The organism is Pseudoalteromonas sp. CF6-2, from assembly GCF_021729425.1.
In the GTDB taxonomy this organism is placed as follows: Bacteria; Pseudomonadota; Gammaproteobacteria; order Enterobacterales; family Alteromonadaceae; genus Pseudoalteromonas; species Pseudoalteromonas arabiensis.
Window position 1 is genome coordinate 2,674,845 of record NZ_CP091442.1, and the last position, 23,241, is coordinate 2,698,085.

The window sequence follows — 23,241 nt, forward strand, 5'->3', positions numbered from 1 at the left end:
ATTTTATTTACATGTCGCTGTTAACGCTTTACCCGTTGCAACACTGGTTATTTGCCAATCCCCATCTTCTAGTTTCACACTTGCGATGTCACTAACTACATAATCACCTGGCACGTTTAATCGCGTTAAATTTTCTGTGAGCTGTTGATAACAAAATGGCCCTGTATCTCCATGCATAATGAGCACAGGTTTTTTTGCAAATTTAGCAAATTGGGAAAAAGCATCGCGGTAGACTTTAAATGCATCACAGTTTGAGCGCAGTGTCGCAGTGCATGCTGATTTATTCGTTGCATTGTAAATATCAGCTTGAAAGCCAATGACATACGCTTTAACGCTTTGGTTATTTAAGCCCCGCTGCAACCACTCTAAGTTTAGCCTGTCGCGTTTATCTGCTGCATCCAAAGCATCATTTTTATCACTTTTCAGTATTTGCGCGCGCCCATTATGCGTGCCCGCTATATGCAGAGTCATAAACTCAATATTATTAAATTGCCAACGCGCATTCTCGTTCATATCGAGCTGATGAGTAAAACCTTGTAATAAGTTTGCTTTTTTATAGTAATCATCGTCATACATTAACCCTTTTACATATTCTAATCGCTCAAGCTCGTCAAACTGAGGGTTTAGGCTGTCACGATCGCAATCAGTCCATTCATTATCTCCCAAAGTATAGATAAAAGGCTTATCGGTAATAGCTGTTAAAAGCTGCTTATTTGCCTGCAGTAACTTGTTTGTACAAGGTAAAGACCCTGATTTCATATCACCTAAATGCATCAAAAAGCTATGAGGCGTGGATGCGACTGCACGTGCGAGCTTGCCGTTTGGCTGAGCGAGATTAATTTCATCTATTGGTGTGTATGGCATATCACCCATAACCAAAAAGGTATTACTAGCCATTGCGAGAGCGAATGAGGCTGAACTAATAAACATGCTATTTACACCTAAAAATACAATCATAGTAAGTTCTCATAATGACAACAAAATGAAAACCAACTGCGGCAGATTTTTTCTATCGGTGCTAAACTGCTGCCAGTAAATTAAGTAGGCCCCCGAATGACATTAAGTACAACTTACACACTAGATAAACCGTATTACTACGAATGCTTTGATGAGTCACTGCCCTACTCATCACAAGCCAAGCCTAAATACCCGCTACTGGCATTATTAATAACTCTGGGCTTATTAGCTTTTTATCAATTAGATAATCATTATTTAGGCAGCTTTATGATTATGCTTGCTGTCGTTGAGTGCCTTTCGTTTTATTACAAACGTCCGTGGTGGGTAGCAAGACAAATGATGAGCCGTGCATCAGGTAGCGAGGTGACCATTTTGTTTGACGATGAAGGGATTAAGGCTGAAAACCCTTATAAGAGTTACCAATTAAGCTGGCAGCAGGTAAGCGAGATTATTGAGACTGAACGAGGTTATATATTAAAAGCACAGCGCGGTATGCAATACATCTCTAAACAAGCACTTAGCGATGAAATAGTTGTTGAGTTAAATAAAAGAGCCACTCAATGAGTGGCTCTTAAGAATTTTTCGCTGATTAAACATTGCCCGGATTTGGGTTAGATTTCTCTGCTTGGATTCGCATATAGATTTCTTCACGATGTACTGATACATCTTTCGGTGCGTTTACACCAATGCGAACTTGATTTCCTTTAACACCAAGAACAGTAACAGTTACTTCGTCACCGATCATCAGGGTCTCACCTACTCTTCGAGTTAGTATTAGCATTCTCTTGCTCCCATGTTCCAAAAAATTAAAAGATTCCGCGTCAAAAACATTTTAATGAAAACTTGACTTAAAAGTAAGTAAAAACTCTAAATCTTATTCATTTTCAGTTAAAAAAACCTTATGAAGTGCACGCACAGCCAGCTCTAAATATTTTTCGTCAATTAAAACTGAAATCTTTATTTCTGATGTCGACACAAGCACTACTTTGATGTTTTCCTCTGCAAGGGCATTAAAAAATAAACTTGCTACACCTGAGTGCGATTTCATTCCTACACCTACAGCTGACACCTTGGCAACATTGCTTACTCCTTTAACAGACTCCGCTTTTATATTACTTTGGTTTAAAGTTAGAATTTCAAGTGCTTGCTCAAAATCATTTGTGTGCACAGTAAAAGCATAGTCTATTTTTTCAAAGTTATGATTAACTTGATTAATCATATCTATTTCGATACCGAATTCTGCAAAAAGTTGCAAAATTTTTGCAAGGTTTTCTACCCCTTGCTGCACACCATTGACATAAATTAAGCTTTCATCTCGATTAAAAGCAATACCCGACACAATATTGGTTTGCACATCCGGCTCCTCAAAACTGATCAAGGTCCCTTGATCCGGGTTAAAACTCGATAATACTCTAAGCGGTATATTGTATTTACCGGCTGCTTCAACACTACGTATGTGTAAAACTTTTGCGCCCAAGCTTGCCATTTCGAGCATTTCTTCAAAGGTAACATGGCTCATACGTCGCGCATTTGGTTCAATGCGCGGGTCGGTGGTGTATACCCCATCAACATCAGTGTAAATTTGGCATTCGTCGGCATTGATAGCACCCGCAATCTCAACCGCAGAGGTATCAGTACCGCCACGACCAAGGGTTGTGATATTACCTTCAATATCACGACCCTGAAAGCCCGCAATAATAGCAATCCGATTATGCTCAAGTTCATGCTTAAGACGAGTCGCCGCAATTTCTTCAATGCGCGCTTTGCCAAACATATTGTCGGTACGAATATTGACCTGATCGGCAAGTAAGCTTACCGCAGAATGGCCCCGTTTAATAATCGCCATTGCGAGTAAAGAGACTGACACTTGCTCACCGGTGGTTAGCAATACATCAAGCTCACGAGCACTTGGTCGAGAATCGATTTGTTTAGCGAGTTCAATAAGACGGTTAGTTTCTCCCGACATAGCCGAGAGCACCACCACAACTTGATGGCCCTGTTGCTTGGTTTTTACAACAAGGTCGGCGACGGCCTCAATTCGCTCTATTGAGCCAACTGAGGTGCCACCGAATTTTTGGACGATAAGTGCCACTAGTAGTTAAGAACGCTCAGATAACCAACCAGTTACACTTTCTAAGGCAGTAGCAAGGTTCTCTGGCTGAGTACCACCAGCTTGTGCCATATCAGGACGACCACCGCCCTTACCGCCTACTTGTGCAGCCATGTGATTTACCAGCTCACCAGCTTTCACTTTACCTGTTAGGTCTTTAGTAACACCGGCAATCAGGCTTACTTTGTCGCCATTGGCTACGCCAAGGGCGATAACACCTGAACCAATCTTCGTTTTCAGGTCATCAACCATGCCGCGTAGTGCTTTAGACTCAGTACCTGCAACATCAGCAACCAGTAGCTTAATCCCGTTCACTTCAACAACAGAATCAAGTAACGATGCACCTGCTGCACTTGCAAGCTTGTCGTTAAGCTGTGCAATTTGCTTCTCAAGGCCTTTTGATTTCTCAAGTAATGCGGTTACTTTTTCAAGTACTGTGCTGCTATCACCTTTTACTAGTGCTGCAACATCATTTAACTGTTGCTCTTGCTCACTTACATAAGCAACTGCTTCAGCACCCGTTACCGCTTCAATACGGCGGATACCGGCAGCAATACCGCTTTCTGATACGATTTTAAATAAACCAATATCACCTGCACGCTTAACGTGAGTACCACCACATAGCTCAATTGAATAATCACCAATGGTTACTACGCGAACTTCGTCGTCGTATTTTTCACCGAATAATGCCATTGCACCTTTTGCTTTAGCATCTTCGATAGCCATTAGCTCAGTTTCAAGTGCAAAGTTACGACGGATTTCATCGTTCACTGCACGCTCGATTTGACGTAATTCGTCTTTTGTTACTGCTTCAAAGTGAGAGAAGTCAAAACGTAAACGCTCAGGGTCAACAAGTGAACCTTTTTGATTTACGTGCTCACCTAAAATTTGACGTAACGTTTCATGCAGAATATGCGTTGCAGTGTGGTTTTTCTTGATGCTGTCACGACGTGCTGCATCAATCGTCGCCTCTGCTTTATCGTTTGTACCAATACGACCTTGTACACGACCATGATGTGCAAATGCATTACCAAGCTTCGTAGTGTTAGTAACGACAAACTCACCACCCGCTACTTTTAACACACCGGTGTCACCAACCTGACCACCTGATTCAGCATAAAACGGTGTGCGGTCTAAGATTGCGATACCTTCTTGACCATCTTCAAGTACAGAAACCGATTGACCTTCACAGAAAAGTTCGACCACAGTACCTGTGTAATGCTCCGCATCATAACCTTTAAAGTCTGTGTGTTTTTCAGACTTAAGTTGCTGGTTGTAATCAGCACCAAACTTACCTGCTTGCTGTGCTTGCTTGCGCTGAACAGCCATACATTCTTGGAAGCCGTGCTCATCAATCGTCATGAAACGCTCACGGGCCACGTCTGCCGTTAAGTCAGCTGGGAAACCGTAAGTGTCGTAAAGTTTGAATACTAAGTCACCAGGGATCACATCACCTTCGATGTCAGCTAGGCTTTCTTCTAAAATAGCCAGACCACGCTCAAGTGTTTTACCAAACTGCTCTTCTTCAATACGCAGTACTTTTTCAATAATTTCTTGTTGCTTAGCAAGTTCAGGGTACGCTTGACCCATTTGCTCAATGAGCGCAGCAACTAGCTTGTAGAAGAATGCACCTTTGGCGCCTAGCTTGTTACCGTGACGAACTGCACGACGAATAATACGACGTAGTACATAACCACGGCCTTCGTTTGATGGCATAACACCGTCAGATACTAAGAACGCACACGAACGAATATGGTCAGCCACAACGCGTAACGATTTATCACCTAAATCTTGTGCGTTGGTTACTTTAGCCGCCGCTGCAATAAGCGCTTGGAATAAATCGATTTCGTAGTTTGAGTGAACGCCTTGTAAAATTGCAGAAATACGCTCAAGACCCATACCTGTATCAACAGACTGCTTAGGAAGCGGCTCCATTGTACCGTCGGCATGGCGGTTATACTGCATGAATACTAGGTTCCAGATCTCGATGAAACGGTCACCGTCTTCTTCAGGTGAACCAGGAGGACCACCCCAAATTTCTTCACCGTGATCGTAAAAGATTTCAGAACATGGACCACACGGACCCGTATCACCCATTGACCAGAAGTTATCGCTGGTTGCAATACGAATAATGCGATCTTCACTTAGGCCTACTTCTTTATGCCAGATGTTAAACGCTTCTTCATCATCATGATAAATGGTAACAAGTAGCTTTTCTTGTGGTAGTTTCACTACTTCAGTTAAAAACTGCCACGCAAACTTGATTGCGTCTTGCTTAAAGTAATCGCCAAAGCTGAAGTTACCTAACATTTCGAAAAATGTATGGTGACGCGCTGTGTAACCTACGTTTTCAAGGTCGTTATGTTTACCACCTGCACGCACACAACGTTGTGAGCTGGTTGCACGCGAATAAGGGCGGCTTTCCGCACCTAAAAATACATCTTTAAATTGCACCATACCGGCGTTATTGAATAATAACGTGGCATCGTTACCCGGGATCAGCGAGCTTGAAGGAACAATTTGGTGTTGTTTAGAGGCAAAAAAGTCTAAGAACTGTTGCCTGATCTGTGCGGTAGTCATATGCTGCATGTGAAAATCTCACCCGTTTATTGCTGTGCTTGCATTGCAAAATCAATTTGTTCGTAATTAAAGCCTCGATACATCAAGTAGCGTACACGTTTCGCTCTTTCTTTCTGGTCGAGTTCTTTACCTGAATTTGAAAACTTCTTTAAATATGCGTCCTGTGCGAGTTCAAACCAATCGATTTCGAACTCCTCGAGCGTTTTGTCTAATAATGCTCGGTCTATCCCTTTTGCCATTGCTTCGCTCTGAATGCGTTTAGCACCATGATACTTTGCTAAATGGCGGCGTACAAACCCTTCGCAGTAGCGCTGTTCGTTAATAAAGTTGTGTGACTCACACCAATCTAACAAACGCTCTGTAAACTCGGGCGTCGCCTCTTTTTGCTGTAACTTTCGTGTTAGATCGCGACGCGAATAATCTTGTCGAGACAGTAACCAAAGTACGTAATTCTTTAACTTTTGTTCTTTATCATCCATTACGCGTCAAAGCGCCCTGATTGTGACTGCGTCTGTGGTGCTTTTGGTTGGTCATCACCCTTTGGTACAACCGGCATAAAAATAGCCTGAAAAGACACGAAGAAGCTAATGTAACAAATTGGCATTAAAACCAATAGAGGAATAAACGATAAAGGAATACAGATCACTATTAAAACGGCGCAAATGAGGCCATAAACACTCAGTGGCGCCATATTATGGTAAAACACCATGAATGAGGTTTTTAGAACCTGCAACATATTGCTTTGCTTTTGAAAATAAACCAATGGAATAGCATAAGCAAACGCAGTCATATACACACAGATTGCCAGTAGAAATACCGCCACTTGCCCCATGGAAATAGTGGCCAGTAAATCAGCAATATGTGTTTGATTTTGTGGGTCAAACGTTTGGCTTGAAATAACCGCATAAGCATCGGCAAAAATAAAATTCGATAACAGGGCTAATAAAATACCCGCCGCCATCTGGTACACAGCAACACGCACTAAACCAATACGATTACCTTTATTACTAAAGGGTTTAAAAATATCAACTTGGCTAACCGTACCGCCTTGTTGTTTTGTCAGCACTGCTTGATAAAAACCAGCCATTAAAAATGGCGCAACAAATGCACCGACGACTTGTAATAGCGGTAGCACTAACGATAAAAAGCCAACAACACCTATTAACAGGTGCATTAAAATAAACGTAACCGGTTGCAGCTTGAAGATTTCCCACCCTGCTTTAAACCATTTTACGCCTGCATCGGCTTTAAAAACACGAACTTCGATCGACATAGTTTCTCATTCAATAACGGCAAAACGCACCGAGTATAACTGGGTGCGCCACGGGTTTATAGTCACCTGTTGTGAAATTTATTCAGGCTTTTTAATTTTCTTAATATCAAGCATGTGCGAGCCATGTTTGATTTTCGTTTCAAGGTAAGCGCGGTTACCCACTACACCGGCTTTAATGTGTGCATGGGTACCAACCACTGAATCAACCTCAATGCCAGCATCACGCAATGCTTTAAGCTTATTCGGGTTATTTGTCATTAACTTAACATGCTTTTGATTAAGTGCTTCGAGCATTAATACTGCATCTGAAAAGTCACGTAAATCATCAGCAAACCCCAAATGGTTATTCGCTTCGTAAGTATTCATACCTTGCGACTGCAATACGTAAGCATCAATCTTGTTGTATAAGCCAATGCCACGCCCTTCTTGGCGTAAATACAGTAAAATACCACCTTGCTCGTGCATCATTTCAATGCACTCATTTAACTGCTCACCACAATCACAACGTGACGAATGAAATACATCGCCAGTTAAACACTCTGAATGCATACGAATTAAAGGTACGTCTTGCTCAGTGTCAGCTTGATTAAACACTAAAGCAACATGCTCTTGGCCATCATTTAAGCCACTAAAAGATACGATTTCTGCAGGAATATCACTGTTTTTGCCAACATTTAGCTGGACTCTTGCTCTTACTTGCGCCACGACAAATCCAAATTAAAAAATAAATGCGATACTGCAAATGTGATTACAACAGCTTGAAGGTTGTAAGAATGCAACATACGACGAGTGATAACTAATATTGAGGCAGTTACCAGCAATTCAAGTATTATACACTCAAAGCACTTAAAGATACGAGCTTTGCACTGTGTATTGCGGCTAAAATTGAAATACTGGCATGCAACTTTTAGTTGGAAAGTTTCTAAACAAGTGACAACACTCACGCCGTTTGCTACCATCGCCGAGGATAAGATTAATTCTCATTTACTCAACTTCCAACAATCTTATTCACGCACCTACACAGGAAAATAATAATAAGGATTATTATGAAAAAAATGTCTCTCGCATTATGTGCCACCCTGCTATTGAGCCAACCCAGTTTGGCGAGCCAAGATATAAACTCAGAATTTAATAACACTTATCGTGCTTACCTAGCCGCTATAGAGAAACATGAAGACGCCACCGAGCTTGCCAAAAAAGCCTATGCGCTTGGTCAAAAGGTATATGGTGAAGATGCTGAGAATACAGCGAATTTAGCAATCAACTATGCCAATACTCTACCTGAAAACAAGCAACAAGAGCGCTTTGAGCTATTCAAATATGCTTACGATATTCTAGCAAAAAATCATGGTAAGCTGAGCAACGAGGTTTACGACTCATTATTTGGTTTAGCTCATTCAACCAAATCGCCAAGACTTGCTTTTGACTACCTTGAAGACGCGATTGAAATCGCCACGATAAAAAAAGATCACAAACTAGTTGCTGATAGCAAACTCAAAGCAGCGCGTATTCTCGCTTACAAACCAAGTGGTGGTCGTTACTTCACAGCAAAAGCTTACCTAGAGGAAGCCGACGAATATTATAGAAATAATATCCCTGAAAACTCTGTTGAGCGTATTGAAGCTGACTTTTTAGTTGCCGCGTTTGCAGAACATAAAAAGAACTACGAGCAAGCGATAGAGCGTTTGACCCATGTCGTCACTGTTTTTGATGAAGCACTGAGTTTTGATCATAAAGCAGAGCTGGATGCTCACTCTAAACTTGTATATCTTTACGAAAAAGTGGGCAAACGAGAGGAAGCCACTAAGCATTGTGTTGCCATTGCCAAAATGGTGCCATGGAAAGACAGCCAAGAACAAGAACCCCTGTACCGTGTTAACCCTAAATACCCATTGATAAAAGCGCAACGAGGTCAAAGCGGCAGTGTTGTCATGGAATTTGAAGTAACCCCATCAGGCTTTGTTGATAAAATAACGGTTATTGAATCTAAAGGCGGGGGCGCTTTTGAGACAGAAGCCAAAAGGGCTGTAGAACAATGGCGTTATGCCCCTAAATTTGAAAACGGTCAAGCCGTTGCAGCGATTTCTAAGGTGCAATTAGACTTTAAAATCAACAAATAAATAAAAAGGGTCGCAGTGCGACCCTATCACAACGTATTAAGCAGGTTATCTGCTGCGTCTTCAATTAAATCGAGTACCTTTTCAAAACCTTGATCGCCACCGTAATAGGGATCTGGGATCTCGCTCTCCCCTGCATCACCATGACTTAAAAACAACGACAGCTTATATTGCAGGTGCTCAGGGCACTGAGCTTGTAAATCAGCAAGGTTTTGCTTGTCGGCCGCAAGAATTAAATCAAACTCATAAAAGTCAGCTTGAGTCACTGGTCGTGAATAAATCCCTTTAAAACTATAGCCGCGCTTTTCGGCTGCTGCTTTTGAGCGTGGATCTGGGGGATTACCTTGGTGATAACCAATGGTGCCAGCAGAGTCAACTTTGACATTGACCCCCAGCGCCTTGGCACGGCTACGAAGAACCGCTTCAGCAGTAGGTGAGCGGCAAATATTGCCTAAACAAACAATCAACACCTTTTTCATTATTCGTCCTTAAAATTGCTTTAAGATTGTCTCATCATAACGTTCTGCATCAAGCGAGAGATTGTATTTATCTGCCACACTATCAAGCTCAGCCTGCTTAATTGCCAACTCATCCATGGTAATAGTGTTGTCATCAAGCTGCCATAACAAACGCGAACCAGCATAGCTGTAATGAATGGCTAATAAAGCATCTGCATTGCCTTCACGCCCTGCTGCTTTTAACTTTGGCATTTTACGGGTGATTTTATTAAGGGCTTTTTTAAGCTCCCATACATACACTATTTCAGTCATGTAATCATGATTACGGTACTTATTAAGCACAAAGCCCACCAGCACACTACACACAACAACACCTAGTAAGTTCCAATGAAAATGGCTACCGCTTGGGTCAGGGAATAGCGCAATTAATGTTTGTGAAATGGCTAAACTGCCAACGGCTAAAGCAATTACGCAGGCAATAATCACGTGATTTAAATGTTTACGGTAACGGGCTTTATCTATTTGAATAAGTTTCATAACAACCTAAAAAGTCACACTAAAATTAGTGAAAAAATAAAAAATGAAAAAAATTTTCACCCCTTTTTTATTTGCCAGCCGTTTTAGCTATGAAAGCAATTATCCAAAGAGGAACGGCTATGCATACTTTACCACTAAACTCAGCAAGCTTGAATAACAGCAATACTGCTTTAAAGACAAGCGCAGCAATTATTGGCGGCGGTGTAATGACCTTTGCAGCATTTGCCTTCATGCAGTACTTAATTTCTGCTGAGCAAAGAGCCGATGTAAAGCTAGGTCCAGATATCACAGTTGAAATTTATGAAGTACCTGAAGACTCAAAAGTACAAGTAAAACAAACACTGCCGCCACCGCCAGTTGCTAAAATGCCGCCAAAAGCGCCACCACGCCCTGCGGCTGAAACCCCAAATACTATGGTCATTGCCGATGCAACACCAACAATGACTTTTGATGGCATTGGCGACACACTTAGTAAAACCATTAATCAACCAACGGGAGATGCAACGCCTATCGTGCGTATAAACCCGAAATATCCGCCGGTCGCAGCCCGCGATGGTATTGAAGGCTGGGTGCAAATTAGCTTTAGCATTTCACCAACGGGCGAAGTAATTGACCCTGTTATTATTGATGCTGAGCCTAAGCGGGTATTTGACCGTGAAGCAATTCGCGCTATTAAACGTTGGAAATATCGCCCTAAAGTTGTTGAAGGTGTGGCACAATTACAAACAAACCAAAGCGTTCAACTTGACTTTAAAATAGATGGATAACTGCCTATGCTAATGAGCATCAAGATATGGTTATTTGACAAGCCAAACACAGATTGTTTGGCGCAGTATGCCAAAACGGGCGACAACCGCTATCTTAACCAACTCGTTGCTCAATACGGGAACGATCTTTATCACTACCTAGTCACACAAAGTGATAAAGATCTTGCCCTCGATATATGCCAGCAAACCTGGTTAAAAGTCATTGATAAACGTGACTTTTACACTGCTCAAAACAACCCAAAAGCGTGGCTTTTTCGATTAGCACGCAATTTGTTAATTGATGAATTTCGTAAGCAGCAAAAGTTCGTTGAGTTAGAAGACAACCAACTATTTGCTGAAGCGCAGGATGCAAGTTATCACTACGACTACGAAGCCTTTGATAAAGCACTCATGGCACTTAGCTTTGTACAACGAGAAGCGCTGACCTTACAACAAGAAGGCTTTAGTCTCGAAGATATTGTTGCTATCACGCAAAGTAACCCAGAGACCATTAAAACTCGGCTGCGATATGCCCGTCAAAACCTGAAACAACAACTAGGAGGCCATCATGAAGCGTAACGACGAGCAACTCGATGCTGATTTAAAAGCACATTTTCAAAAACGTAAGGCAGAGCATAGCTTAAGCAGCGACGAGCTTTCACGCATGCAAAAGCCACTGTCAGCAACGCCAAGATCACAGCGCTTTTTAGGCCTACAAATGACCGGTGTTTTTGCTGCTTTAGTAATTCTTGGTTTTGTCATGCTGCAATACAACAACCGCGAGTTAACCGATGTTTATGCCGTGGATTTATCTGATTACCAATGGCTTGAGGTACACGAACTCGACGCCAAAGGCAGCTATGTGATTAATCTTAAACAGCAAAAACAAAACCTAGATACGAACTACCAACAAGCACTTGCTGATCACCAAACCCGCACCCGCTTCACCGGCCGTTTAGTAAGCGTTGATGACGACTGGTATATCGCCGACTGCAAGCAAAATGTCATAGTACAAATTAAACAATCACTCCTTGAAGAGCTACAAAAACACGGCACCCTAGATACTCATATTCACCAAGGTGACCTACTCGCCCTAGACCAAAACAAACAAGGCCAAATCATCGCACTCAAACAGCTAACCCAAGAGGCGAAAAAATGTGAAGCTTGAAAACAGCTATCCGGTTTAAAACAAAGTTAGCGAGTTACAAGGGGAAAGAGTAAAGGAGTGCCGTAGGCGTGAAATTTATTTCGCGCGATGGTTCAACGAGCCATCAGCTTTCAGCCGTCAGCTCTCAGATTTAAAACAAGTTAGCGGGCTACGAGAGTAAAGTCGCAAGTTTTTAAGTAGCAGCGGGTTTACCCCGCGTAGTTAGTTTTCAGATGTCAGATCATTCTTCTGACATCTGATACCTAATATCAATCTCACTCCCCTACCTTCGGTAGAATGCTTTTACTAATCACTTCAAATTTACCTAGGTCTATCAGCATTGAGTAAACTTCATCGTTGTTAATAAATACAACGAATAAATTGCCTTCAGCATTGAGGTTAGACTCTACAATGCGGTTGTAACCTGAAATAACTTCGCTGTAGTTTGAGCCATCAACCTTGCTTAGCGCGAAGGTGCGCTTATCTTTGCCATCGAGCAGTTTGTCGTTGTTGGTATCGTTTTTGATAACTTCATACGAAACTGCCTTAGGAGCATAGACTTTTTGCTCCTTGTAAGGACGAGTATCAAACTCTTTGTAATGGCTTAAAGCAGCAAACTCTATGATCAACTGATCCGTTGTGTTAAATAGCCACTTAGCGTGATTGGTTTTGTCATTAAGAAACAAGATGTTCTTTGAGCGCGTAGGTCTGTATTTATAACCACCGCTAAAATTATTGTAAACTGTTACGTCAGCTTTCACCTCAATATCCAGTTTTTCTGATTCCAACGGGATAAAGTAAAAATCACTCCCCTCGACCTTACGGGGGTAACCCAGTTTCCACTTTTCTTGCTGCTTTTCATCTTCAGCTAAGTTTAGTGTTTGTTGCTGTACATAGTTATCGGACTTTAGTAAGTAAGCAACAAAGTTATACCCTATTGCTGCTGCTCCAATGATTAAGCCTAAAAGTAAAATTATGCCGTTAACATTCCACACCCATTTAAAAAACTTTTCTGACTTCATACGACTTGTTAAATCCTTTTAAGAATAAGAACTTGCTAAGCTAGCAGATTTAAAACAAGTTAGCGAGTTACAAGGGGAAAGAGTAAAGGAGTACCGTAGGCGTGAAATTTATTTCGCGCGATGGTTCAACGAGCCATCAGCTTTCAGACTGACGGCTAAGCCTCCGCTCTTTACCTCGCTTTTCCTACCAATAATCGCACATTGCTCTAATGTTAATAACACTTTAATGCTGAACCAGCTAGGCTAGTAACATCGTGTTTAAATATTATGGAGTTACCATGAAAAGGTCTTTGTTTAACAGTTTAATCATCGCCTTGATTAGCTTGCCGAGTTTGCAAGCCTGTGCCCAGCCGGAGCAAAAGATTCCTCTGGATGCCAGCGCGAATAACTACAAACTAGAATTAGTAAGCGAAGGAATTCAAATTCCTTGGGGTATGGCTTGGCTTAACGAGCGTGACTTACTCGTTACCGACAGACGTGGCGAGCTTAGGTTAATTCGTGATGGCAAACTCGTTGAGCAAGTCGTTAAAGGCACACCTAAAGTACATGACGAAGGCCAAGGCGGCTTATTAGATATAGAGCTTGATCCGAACTTTGCCGACAATGGTTGGATTTACTTTTCGTACTCAGGCTATGAAGGCGATGGTGAAGGTTACAATACCTCGATTATGCGCGCCCGCTTTAAAGATATGACACTTGTTGACCAGCAACTGTTGTTTGATGGCGAGCCAAATATTAAAACAACGAAACACTATGGTTCGCGTATTGAGTTCGACAAAGAAGGTTACTTGTACTTCTCTATTGGCGACCGTGGTAAAAGAGACGTTCACCCACAAAGCCTAGACTATGATGCGGGTAAAATTCACCGTATCAATAGCGATGGCTCTATTCCTAAATCAAACCCGTTTTATAACCATAAAACGACTCACAAAAGTATCTATTCGTATGGACACCGTAACCCTCAAGGTATGGCAATGCATCCTAAAACGGGGGTTATATGGAGCCATGAACATGGCCCTCGTGGCGGCGATGAAATTAACATAGTTAAAGCGGGTGCAAACTATGGTTGGCCTGAGATCACCTATGGGATCAACTACATTGGCACAACAATTACCGACGAGACCAGCCGCGCAGGAATGGAACAACCTGATTGGTATTGGGTGCCTTCAATTGCCCCTTCTGGCATGGAATTTATCACCAGTGACAAATACCCACAGTGGCAAGGTCACATTGCCGTGGGTTCGATGAAGTTTGGCCACCTTGTTTTGGTGAAACTTGATGGTGACAAAGTAACTGGTCACAGTAAGGTATTTGAAGGGGTTGGTCGCGTACGCAGCCTTGCCACCCATCCTAATGGTGATTTATATCTTGGTGTTGATGGTGTAGGTGTTTATAAGGTTGTACCTAAGATATAACTGTAAGATGTGAACGTGCGGACTATCGCGTATTGTAGGTGTGAAATTTATTCCACGCGATGGTTTTGGCAATATCAAGCAATAAAAAACCACAGAGAAAGTTCTGTGGTTTTTTACGTATAGCTTACAGCGATTAACTTCGAGCTATTAATTATAAAACAATAATACTTGTCACTAGGTAAGCGATGAAGGTTAACGCGCCGCCGAATAAGGCGTATGGCATTTGGGTTTTCACGTGAGTTAATAAATCACACCCTGATGCAATGGCCGATACCGCGCTGGTATCTGAAATTGGCGAGCAGTGATCGCCAAACACACCGCCACCTAAAATAGCCGCAATCACTAATGAAGGTGGTAAACCCAAAGCTTGAATGAGCGGTACACCGATTGGAATCAGAATCGCGAATGTGCCCCATGAAGTACCTGTGGTAAATGAAATTACCGCACCGGTTAAAAATAACACTGGCACAACCAAGTAAATAGGTAAAAAATCACCTACTAGGCCAGCCACAAATACACCTGTACCTAAGTCTTTTAAGCTTGCACCTAAGGTGAGCGATAGCAATACAATAGACACTAATGGCAGTAACTCACCCATGCCTTTAAAGCCAATATCAACAAGCTTATGATGAGTAAATTCACGAGAGCTAATCATTAGAAAGTACGCCACAACACAGGCTAAAATAGTGGCATATAGCACTGATTTAGAACCACTACCACTGGCAATATCGCCATCACCAGTCCAGAACATAAAGCCAACCATACTACCGATTAAGGTAATAAGTGGAATAAGCATGTAACGGGCTTTAGAGCCTTTTACTTCTTCTGCAAGCTCCGTTTCTTGCTGTTCAAAATTCTCTTCTGCTTGCTTTAAAGGGCCATGTACTTTGTCGAAGGTAATCGTAAAAAACACGATAAGTAACGCGATAATAGCGTAGAAGTTATAACCAATGCTGCCCCACAGCACAGATACCGCAGACTCTTCCATTTCGTAATTACTCAGCAGACCAAGCACATATGCGCCCCAGCCATTGAGTAAAATTAAGATACACACAGGTGCGCTGGTACTATCAATAATGTAAGCAAGGCGCGCTCGGCTCATTTTAAATTTATCGAATAAGCCACGAGACAAAATACCCGAAGTTAGAACACTTAAGTTCGATTCAATAAATACCGCAATGCCCGAGAACATGGTTAAGTAACCCACTTGGCGCTTACTTTTTGCCACGCCCTTATTCATTAATAAATTAACCGTTGCAGCCACACCACCCGATTCACGAATGTAGGCAAGTAAAGCACCAATTAAAATACTAAAAATAAGAATACGGCTATTACCTGGGGAACTGGCAACTTCAATAACCCGCTCAATGGTATTGATAAAGGTGAAAAACAAGGTATTACCTTCACCATTCAGAGCAAGTAAAAACTCAGACGACGCAACCGCGACCAATAACGCCATGATCACTTCTTTGCGCCAAAACACAATTAAGATAGCAATCAAGGGTGGTAAAATTGAATACCAAGACATAAAAACCCTTTTAAATTAAGATCAATATTTTATTTTTATTATGCTAAAACCCGCTAAGCTTAATGGCTTTACCGCTAAACTCAACTTAAATCGACTAGTGATTTAATATACTCTCATAAATCAGTGAGATAATAGAGCCATACTTGCCTGTTTCGAAACGCTTTCCGACAAATTCGTAATTTTCTAGTGAGCCTTCAATGGGTGTATGCCGTGCATTGGTTAAAAGTACAATTGCTAGGTCATATTCGGGATCAATCACAGTTACTGTGCCAGTCCAACCTGTATGACCAAAGGCGCGGGGGCTGGCATAAGGGCCAAAATGCCATTTACGCGCTTGGTGTCCTGCTCTTCGCCACCCTAAGCCATACGTTTCATCACTCGCTTGCGGCTGAGTGAACTGCGCAAGCACTTGTGGGGTAAATAATTGTTTATTATCGTAGCCACCGCCGTTTAGCAAAACTTGCATTAATACAGATAAATCTCCTGCGGTACTAAAAAGCCCCGCATGTCCGGCTACGCCATCTAAGGCATAAAACGCTTTTTCATCATGTACTTCACCTTGCAGTACATCGGTACGAATATTTTCAAATTCAATACGTCCGCCGCGAGTGTTACCCTTTATTTCAGTGGCGGCAATTTGCGAGGTTAAAAAGCCTTTTTGTAATGGGTTATAAACCGTGTGCGTTAAACCAAGTGGCTGATAAATTTGGCTTTCAACATAAGCATCTAGGGGCATACCGCTGATGCGTTCAACCAGCACACCTAACAACATATAGTCGATATCAGAATATAAGTGCTTTACGTTACGACCCGCCACAAAGGGGACACCGGTTAATAGTAGGTTTTTGGTACGCAGGCTATTCTGTGAAAAAAAGCGCTCACCAAATTTATTGTCTTTACGGTGAAAATCAACCACAGCGGGGTAACCTGCGCTGTGGGTAAGTAAGTCTTTCACTAAACGCTGCTCACGACCGCTGCCCCTAAATTCTGGTAGGTAATAAAACAGCGGTTTTTCTACGTCGAGTTTACCTTCGCTGGCAAGTTTCATCAGCGCAAAGTTGGTGGCAAACATTTTTGAGTTCGAGGCAATATCAAACAAAGTATCGTTTTGCATGGCTTGTGGGGTTTTAAGCTCACTGCCATCAGCATGGTACTTTTTAGCTGCGCCATAATGGCTTAATTTAATCAGTTTGCCATCTTTAACAATTGCAAGCACAGCCCCTGGAAAGCCCTCTTTAATTTCTTGATTAATTAATTCATCAACGGCGCTAAAGCTATGTTGACTGCTACTCTTAACAAGTTTAGGAAAAGGGAAACGTAAGGTTAAGCTTGCATCCGCAGGCTGGATATTTTCAACTTTAAACGTATTGATGCCATCATGAGTACGTTTATACAAGCTGTATTGGTAGGTTTGCTCTGCGGTAAGTGGCGAGGCAATATTAATTTTTTCACCATTAATATAAATGTCTGCGCTAATCGCATCGTGATTTTCAATAATTATTTCACCACGACCTTTAAAAGCTGTAAATGTGCCTCGGTCGTTTACTAGCGCGCGACTACTCGGATCAAGTGCAGGAATACGTGCTATCACTTGTGCATTAGCCAGTGTTTTTGGCTCTGGCTCAACCGCTTGCTGTTGCTGCTGATATTCTGTAAATAACCGTTCAAGTTTTTTAGGAAAGTACTTTTCTAATAATGCAAAAAGGACGGATGCAGTTCTAGCATCATTATTACCACTTACATGCCAAGGTAAAAAGTGCATTTGAAAGGCACTCAAAGCATCTAGGGTTTGAAAATCTAGCTGCCCTGTTGCAATCACCTCATAGCCGTAGCTGCGCAGCGCTTTTTGCACAAGCTCTGTTGAAGGCTTTGATGCACTAAATAACTGCCAATATTTATCAACGGTGTCACTGTCGTACCACGCACCGATACCCGCTTTATAAAGTTGATACCAAGGAAAGCGCGGGCCAGGGTCGTTCTTCCGGCTTGGGGCAATATCAGAATGACCAACCACTTGAGTTGGACCAATATCAGGGTTTCGAGCAAGAATATCTTTACTTAATTTGATAAGTAACTCAATTTGCTTGGCATCGTAATCAGGGTAGATACATAGTTTACTTGCATCATTTTGCATCGCAGGTTTACTTTGTTCAGGTGTGTGACAGGTAGGTACGTTAACGATTTCAATACCAATTGAGTGATCGTTTAAGTCTTCTCTGCCTTGCCAAAAACTACGTCCTGCGTGCCATGCTCTGTCTTTTTCATCAACGAGCTGAATAATTTCTAAATCGTCTTTTGGGTAACTTGAATCGCCCGACTCAGGTAATAAGTAATGAGAGCTTAGGCCTCCTTCATCGACTAATGCACGCATCGATTTTTCGTAATCAATGGCGGTGTAATGCATCACTAAAAACTTTACCCGATGACTGTAGTTGGCTGATTGCGTATAGGTATATTGATTACTGGCACAGCTAACTAATAATGCCGCACTACAAAGATAGCACAGCTGTTTAAGTAATGTTTTCAAAGAGATAAAACTCATAACCGATTCATACCTGATGATTTAAGCGTTGACGATTCTCAGCAATACAGTAGCAACACCCATGTAACATGTAAAATATTTTATTTTACATAAATGGAATAAAAAGCATATTTTATCTTTCTCATGGTAAATATTGAGTACACTCAATAATTAGTGTTGTATCTATTATGGAATAAAACTATATTATTCCATCTAAATTAAGAAAAATATTCCAAACTTAAGTCAGCTAAAACAAAAATAAGTCGTCATGTTAAACAGCCAATGTGCCATATTCATATTTGAAGCATGCAATAAGCAAGACTAAGTTAAATAAACAAAGTGAGCCCTATGTCTACTTTTGTAAAAATTAAAGCCTTACGCCAATCTTTATCGAGCAGCGAAGCTAAGCTGGCTGATTTCACATTAAATTCGGCTAACGCTATTCGTAATTTGTCATCGGTTGAATTAGCTAAAGTGGTTGGTGTGAGTCAATCAAGCGTGGTGAAGTTTTCACAAAAATTAGGTTATAAAGGTTTTCCTGCTTTTAAACTTGCAGTGATTGATGCCCTTAATGATGAAAGTAGCGAACCCAAACTCCATGGCAAAATTACTTTAAATGATTCGCTTGAGCAAATCGCTGAAAAATTACTGAGCAGCAAGCTTGCTGTTTTAACTGAAACAAAAAACCTTAACGAAGCTGCTGCAATTGAAAAAGCTGTCGAGCTATTAAAATCAGCAAAACGCATTCTTATTTGTGGCGTGGGTGGTTCAGCACTGGTTGCAAAAGACTTTTCATATAAATTACAAAAGCTCGGTATGCCAGCAATCGCTGAGCCAGATGGACATGCGCAACTTGCCTATGTGGCCACCTTTTCTAAGGGCGACTTAGTTATTGCTATTAGTGAGTCAGGCATGACCCGCGAAATTGCCGAAGTAGTTAAACAGGCCAAGAAAAACGCAAGCTCAGTGATCTCAGTAACAAAATTTGGTAGCAGCCTAGTCGCCGACTCAGCAGATGTAAAACTCTACTCTGTCGCTGAAGGAGAATCTGTTCGCTTATCATCTATTTTAGCGCGAACAGCTCAGGACTTTGTAATTGATATTCTTTTTATCGCCCTTACACAATCGAGCCGCCAAGGCCGTAAATTGCTGGAACATTCTAACGAAGTTGTTGGCGAGTTTAAGAATAACTAATTTAGTTTTTTACGCTTATTTGAATAACAAAGCAGCTTAGGCTGCTTTTTTAATAATTTTTGTTTTAAATACGCTCCCCACCCCCATACAACTCCAAGCCCCAAATTTATACACTATAAAGCAGTGAGAATGTATTACAGAGTGCACAAACAGCATAGCGCCTTTGCATAGTATACAAACTGCCTATTTTTTACCTAAAACTACTTATATATTTTATTCCCAACAAACAACATTTAAATGAAAAAATATTCTTGACCAACACTAATAACACCTGTTTAATATGTGGGCAACATAATTTTAAAGTTCATGTCTCAACTGGGTAAGTAGTCCACCAAAGCATATAAATATAAGGACGGGAAACAATGAAACAACATGCATCCTCTCTCGCGCTAAGCTACATAGCAAAAGCGACCAATCATGCACTTCGCGCAAAAAAAACAGCCTTAACAGGTGTCGTTATGGCCGCAGCTTTAACAAGCGCACCAGCCTTAGCTAATCTAACGGGTGGGATCAAAGGTAAAGTATCAACACCAGCGGCACAACAATCATTGGCAGGGATCACAGTTACAGCCAAAAGTAATGTCATGCCTAAAGCACGAACCGTTACTACACGTGAAGATGGCAGCTACGACTTACCACAGTTAAAACCTGGTACTTATGAACTAACCTTCACCGACAAAAACGGCGTTTCACAAACCATGACGGTTGATGTTTTGCTTGAGCAAACATCGAGCCTCAATATTACGTTAGGTGGCGCAGACGAAAATGTTGAAGTTATCACCGTAACCGGTAGTAAATTATACCGCCAAGGTAAGTCAGCACTAACAAACTCTCTTGGTCAAGAAGGTATTAATAATGTACCTGTAGGCCAAGATTACCGTGATTTATTAAAACTTGTGCCAGGGGTAGAGCTTTCAGCAAATACAACATTAGGCCCCTCAGCAGGTGGCTCTGGTGTAGACAATTCGTATGGCTTTGATGGGGTAAATGTATCGCTGCCTATGTATGGTAACTTGGCGTCTGAACCTTCAACCCACGATGTTGCTTATGTAACCATGGACCGCGGTGGCGCGAAAGCGGTTGGTTTTAACCGCTCTGGTGGTTTTTCTGTTAATACCGTGTCTAAGTCTGGTACTGATGAATTCCACGGTAACATCGAATACAAAGCACAGCCAAAAAGCTTTGTTGCAACGCCAGTGGGAGAAGAAAGCTATGAGATGGATAAAAGCTGGCTAACAGCAAGTTTAGGCGGCCCACTTATCGAAGATACCCTCTATTTTTATACCTCATATTATCGCCCTGAAGAAACACGCTCTAATAAAGGCACGGCCTACGGTGATGTTAAAGACTATGAAAGTGTTCGAGATGAATACTTTGGTAAATTAACTTGGGCACCGACCGACGATATTTTAATTAATATTTCACAACGAACCTCGGATAAAACACTTAAAGGTCGCTCAATTGGTGCTTACGAAACAGATAGCGTCTCTGCAGGTGATAAAGCTGATCAAGATATCTTTACACTAGATGGTTCATGGATTTTAGGCTCTGCAACCACCCTATCATTCCAGTACAGTAAATTTGATTTAGAAACGGGTTCACAGCCTGATAACCCGCTTAGTGTTGTTCCTTCATTAAACGGCCAACTTGATGTCAATAATCTAACGGAAATGGGTTATTTTTCAGTACCTAGCTTAATAGACTATGATCCCGCTGACGGGTTCACCGAAGAGCAAATTGCGATACACAACGCTGGAGCCTCAGCACTCATCAACACCTATGGTTATCTAGAAGATGGCGTGATGAAAGGCAGTGGCGGTGTAGGTGCATTTGCAACTTATGATAATCAAAACTTCTATCGTGACTCTTTTGAAATAAACCTAGAGCATGAATTTGACTGGGGCGATACATATCACACACTTCATTTTGGTGCGAAGTGGGAAGAAGGTGAAGAGCAACTTACACGCTTATCAAATGGTTGGGGACGTATTGCATACATTGGTGGCTTAGTTGATCCTGATGCCGATACTGAAGGCTTTGACCCTGCTGATGCGGTTTACCGTGCCCATGTACAGCAAATGAGCTTAGCAACCGATGGCGGCACAACAGTTTCGGGGATTAAATCAGAAACGCGAAGCCTCAACTTTGAAATTAACGATACCATTGAGCATGGGGATTGGACCTATAACTTAGGTTTACTTGTTAGCCAAGACACTTGGTATGGCCAAGGCTTGAAAAAGAAATCTGGCACAATCTCTGGCTACGAAGTCGCTCCTGGCCACAAATATGAAATGTATCAAACAGATTGGAAAGATATGCTGCAACCGCGATTAGGTGCAACATGGACCTACTCAGGTGAAGACTCAATATTTGCCAACTTTGCAATCTATAACCCAGAAGCAAGCTCACTTTCACGGGCAGCATCTTGGGACCGTAATACCCGCGCCGAAATCGAACTGCTTTTAGATGAATCGGGTAATATTCTTTCGGCATCTCCGCGCCGTGGTTCATCGGGTAAAGCATTTCAAGAAGATATGAAACCTCGTCGTATTAACGAGTTTACATTGGGTACAACCAAGTATATTGGCTCAGACTTGGTATTGCGTGCTCACGTACGTCACCGTAAAGGTATGCACTTTTGGGAAGATATGCCAAATACAGCACGCTTAACAGACTACTCTGGCGTTGATGCTGACGGCGTACCACAGCATATTGCAGACAAAGGTTTATATATTGATAACCTAGATGCGATTCGCGATGAAATCGGTGGTTCTTCGTATGTAATCGCCGAGGTTGATGGTGGTGAAACCAAGTACTGGGAAGCAAGCATCGAAGCTGAGTACATGGGTGAAAATAGCTATATCAATGCCTCTTATGTATGGAGCCATTACTACGGCAACTTTGACCAAGACAACACCACCACAACCAACGATGCCAACAACTTCATCGGCTCGTCGTACTATGGTGATGGTCGCGGCCGTTATTCATGGGATAACCGCTACGGTAAGCTCTCAGGCGATAAACCACATCTATTAAAAGTGTATGGTTATTACACATTGCCTTGGGAAGCCAACTTAGGTGCTTATTTCGTATTCCAATCTGGTAGTGCATGGGAGAACTGGGATGGTACTCGATATGGTTACTCATCAACCACAATATCTAGCCACGTTAGCCGCTATGCAGAACCAGCTGGTTCTCGCAGAACAGCAAGTCATTGGCAACTTGACTTAAACTACACGCAAGACTTTAAGTTCTCAGGTGATATGGAATTACAATTGCGTGCTGACTTATTCAATGTGTTTAATCGTCAAACGGGCTATAACAAAAACCCATATGTATTTGATGAAAACTACGGTGAATCACGCAGCTACTATAACCCTCGCAGCTTACAGTTATCAGTTAACTTTAAGTTCTAAAAACCAGTTAAATCCTGTTGGGGGCCGCATATGCGGCCCTTTTTTATACTCAATAAACTGAGTAACATACCTACCTTGATTACGCTCTCGCTGCTCTATTTTTTAACGGATAGAGCCTGCATATTAAAATGTAGAGATAGAATTATAGAAAGCAGAAAAGCAGCCCCTAAAGGTAGCTTTAAGCGAGGAGTATTCTGATGCCTGTCAAGACATATAACCA

Annotated in this window: 20 protein-coding genes; 8 read left to right on the forward strand and 12 right to left on the reverse strand. The window is 41.8% G+C overall.

Annotated elements, in window-relative coordinates; genetic code table 11:
* Positions 1-3 precede the first annotated feature (3 nt).
* Complete coding sequence (locus L3Q70_RS12425) at positions 4-930, reverse strand: hypothetical protein (protein WP_193987692.1); 927 nt, start codon at positions 928-930, stop codon at positions 4-6.
* Between the two features lie 123 nt (positions 931-1,053).
* On the opposite strand from L3Q70_RS12425, the gene L3Q70_RS12430 reads away from it, so the two are divergent.
* The gene (locus L3Q70_RS12430; RefSeq protein WP_062569608.1) at positions 1,054-1,521 is read left to right on the forward strand and encodes a YcxB family protein; all 468 of its coding nucleotides are present in this window, start codon (positions 1,054-1,056) and stop codon (positions 1,519-1,521) included.
* A 25-nt stretch (positions 1,522-1,546) separates the two neighbouring features.
* Here L3Q70_RS12430 and csrA read toward each other — a convergent pair whose 3' ends face one another.
* The 6 genes from csrA to ribA form a co-directional block, all read right to left on the reverse strand.
* Positions 1,547-1,738, reverse strand: coding sequence for a carbon storage regulator CsrA (csrA, locus tag L3Q70_RS12435; protein ID WP_036970495.1), 192 nt, complete (start codon positions 1,736-1,738; stop codon positions 1,547-1,549).
* A 93-nt stretch (positions 1,739-1,831) separates the two neighbouring features.
* Positions 1,832-3,049, reverse strand: a complete 1,218-nt coding sequence (locus tag L3Q70_RS12440) for an aspartate kinase (RefSeq protein ID WP_062569607.1) — start codon at positions 3,047-3,049, stop codon at positions 1,832-1,834.
* Between the two features lie 6 nt (positions 3,050-3,055).
* Positions 3,056-5,656: an alanine--tRNA ligase gene (gene alaS / locus L3Q70_RS12445; protein WP_062569606.1), complete on the reverse strand. Its 2,601-nt coding sequence runs from the start codon at positions 5,654-5,656 to the stop codon at positions 3,056-3,058.
* A 17-nt stretch (positions 5,657-5,673) separates the two neighbouring features.
* Positions 5,674-6,126 carry a regulatory protein RecX gene (locus L3Q70_RS12450; protein ID WP_062569605.1) on the reverse strand — a complete coding sequence of 151 codons (453 nt, stop codon included), beginning with the start codon at positions 6,124-6,126 and terminating at the stop codon, positions 5,674-5,676.
* Entirely contained in the window at positions 6,126-6,920 is a 795-nt protein-coding gene (locus tag L3Q70_RS12455) for a BPSS1780 family membrane protein (RefSeq protein ID WP_193987694.1), read from the reverse strand. Before L3Q70_RS12455 ends, L3Q70_RS12450 begins: the two co-directional genes overlap by 1 nt.
* 78 nt (positions 6,921-6,998) lie before the next feature.
* Entirely contained in the window at positions 6,999-7,625 is a 627-nt protein-coding gene (gene ribA, locus L3Q70_RS12460; protein ID WP_062569603.1) for a GTP cyclohydrolase II, read from the reverse strand.
* Positions 7,626-7,966: 341 nt separating this feature from the next.
* Between ribA and L3Q70_RS12465 the strand changes: the two genes are divergently transcribed.
* Positions 7,967-9,040, forward strand: a complete 1,074-nt coding sequence (locus L3Q70_RS12465) for an energy transducer TonB (protein ID WP_237114346.1) — start codon at positions 7,967-7,969, stop codon at positions 9,038-9,040.
* A gap of 26 nt (positions 9,041-9,066) precedes the next feature.
* Here the strand turns inward: L3Q70_RS12465 and L3Q70_RS12470 are convergent, their stop codons facing one another.
* Both L3Q70_RS12470 and L3Q70_RS12475 read right to left on the reverse strand, forming a co-directional pair.
* The gene (locus tag L3Q70_RS12470; protein ID WP_062569601.1) at positions 9,067-9,516 is read right to left on the reverse strand and encodes a low molecular weight protein-tyrosine-phosphatase; all 450 of its coding nucleotides are present in this window, start codon (positions 9,514-9,516) and stop codon (positions 9,067-9,069) included.
* A gap of 9 nt (positions 9,517-9,525) precedes the next feature.
* Positions 9,526-10,032, reverse strand: coding sequence for a DUF3087 domain-containing protein (locus tag L3Q70_RS12475; protein WP_062569600.1), 507 nt, complete (start codon positions 10,030-10,032; stop codon positions 9,526-9,528).
* Between the two features lie 119 nt (positions 10,033-10,151).
* Between L3Q70_RS12475 and L3Q70_RS12480 the strand changes: the two genes are divergently transcribed.
* The 3 genes from L3Q70_RS12480 to L3Q70_RS12490 are packed head-to-tail and all read left to right on the forward strand — an operon-like array spanning position 10,152 to position 11,946.
* Entirely contained in the window at positions 10,152-10,799 is a 648-nt protein-coding gene (locus tag L3Q70_RS12480) for an energy transducer TonB (RefSeq protein WP_237114347.1), read from the forward strand.
* Positions 10,800-10,805: 6 nt separating this feature from the next.
* Entirely contained in the window at positions 10,806-11,357 is a 552-nt protein-coding gene (locus tag L3Q70_RS12485) for a sigma-70 family RNA polymerase sigma factor (protein WP_237114348.1), read from the forward strand.
* Positions 11,347-11,946: a hypothetical protein gene (locus L3Q70_RS12490; protein ID WP_237114349.1), complete on the forward strand. Its 600-nt coding sequence runs from the start codon at positions 11,347-11,349 to the stop codon at positions 11,944-11,946. The genes L3Q70_RS12485 and L3Q70_RS12490 overlap by 11 nt, the downstream gene beginning before the upstream one ends.
* Positions 11,947-12,200: 254 nt before the next feature.
* Here L3Q70_RS12490 and L3Q70_RS12495 read toward each other — a convergent pair whose 3' ends face one another.
* Complete coding sequence (locus L3Q70_RS12495; RefSeq protein ID WP_237114350.1) at positions 12,201-12,947, reverse strand: hypothetical protein; 747 nt, start codon at positions 12,945-12,947, stop codon at positions 12,201-12,203.
* 278 nt (positions 12,948-13,225) lie between these two features.
* Here L3Q70_RS12495 and L3Q70_RS12500 point away from each other — a divergent pair, with 278 nt between their 5' ends.
* Positions 13,226-14,362 carry a PQQ-dependent sugar dehydrogenase gene (locus L3Q70_RS12500; protein ID WP_237114351.1) on the forward strand — a complete coding sequence of 379 codons (1,137 nt, stop codon included), beginning with the start codon at positions 13,226-13,228 and terminating at the stop codon, positions 14,360-14,362.
* 151 nt (positions 14,363-14,513) lie between these two features.
* Here L3Q70_RS12500 and L3Q70_RS12505 read toward each other — a convergent pair whose 3' ends face one another.
* Together L3Q70_RS12505 and pbp4b are read right to left on the reverse strand one after the other, a co-directional pair.
* Complete coding sequence (locus L3Q70_RS12505; protein ID WP_237114352.1) at positions 14,514-15,890, reverse strand: Na+/H+ antiporter NhaC family protein; 1,377 nt, start codon at positions 15,888-15,890, stop codon at positions 14,514-14,516.
* A 94-nt stretch (positions 15,891-15,984) separates the two neighbouring features.
* Positions 15,985-18,432: a penicillin binding protein PBP4B gene (gene pbp4b / locus L3Q70_RS12510; protein WP_237114353.1), complete on the reverse strand. Its 2,448-nt coding sequence runs from the start codon at positions 18,430-18,432 to the stop codon at positions 15,985-15,987.
* Between the two features lie 327 nt (positions 18,433-18,759).
* On the opposite strand from pbp4b, the gene L3Q70_RS12515 reads away from it, so the two are divergent.
* Positions 18,760-19,605 carry a MurR/RpiR family transcriptional regulator gene (locus L3Q70_RS12515; protein ID WP_062569591.1) on the forward strand — a complete coding sequence of 282 codons (846 nt, stop codon included), beginning with the start codon at positions 18,760-18,762 and terminating at the stop codon, positions 19,603-19,605.
* Positions 19,606-19,967: 362 nt separating this feature from the next.
* Entirely contained in the window at positions 19,968-23,021 is a 3,054-nt protein-coding gene (locus L3Q70_RS12520) for a carboxypeptidase regulatory-like domain-containing protein (RefSeq protein ID WP_237114354.1), read from the forward strand.
* Positions 23,022-23,241 lie beyond the last annotated feature (220 nt).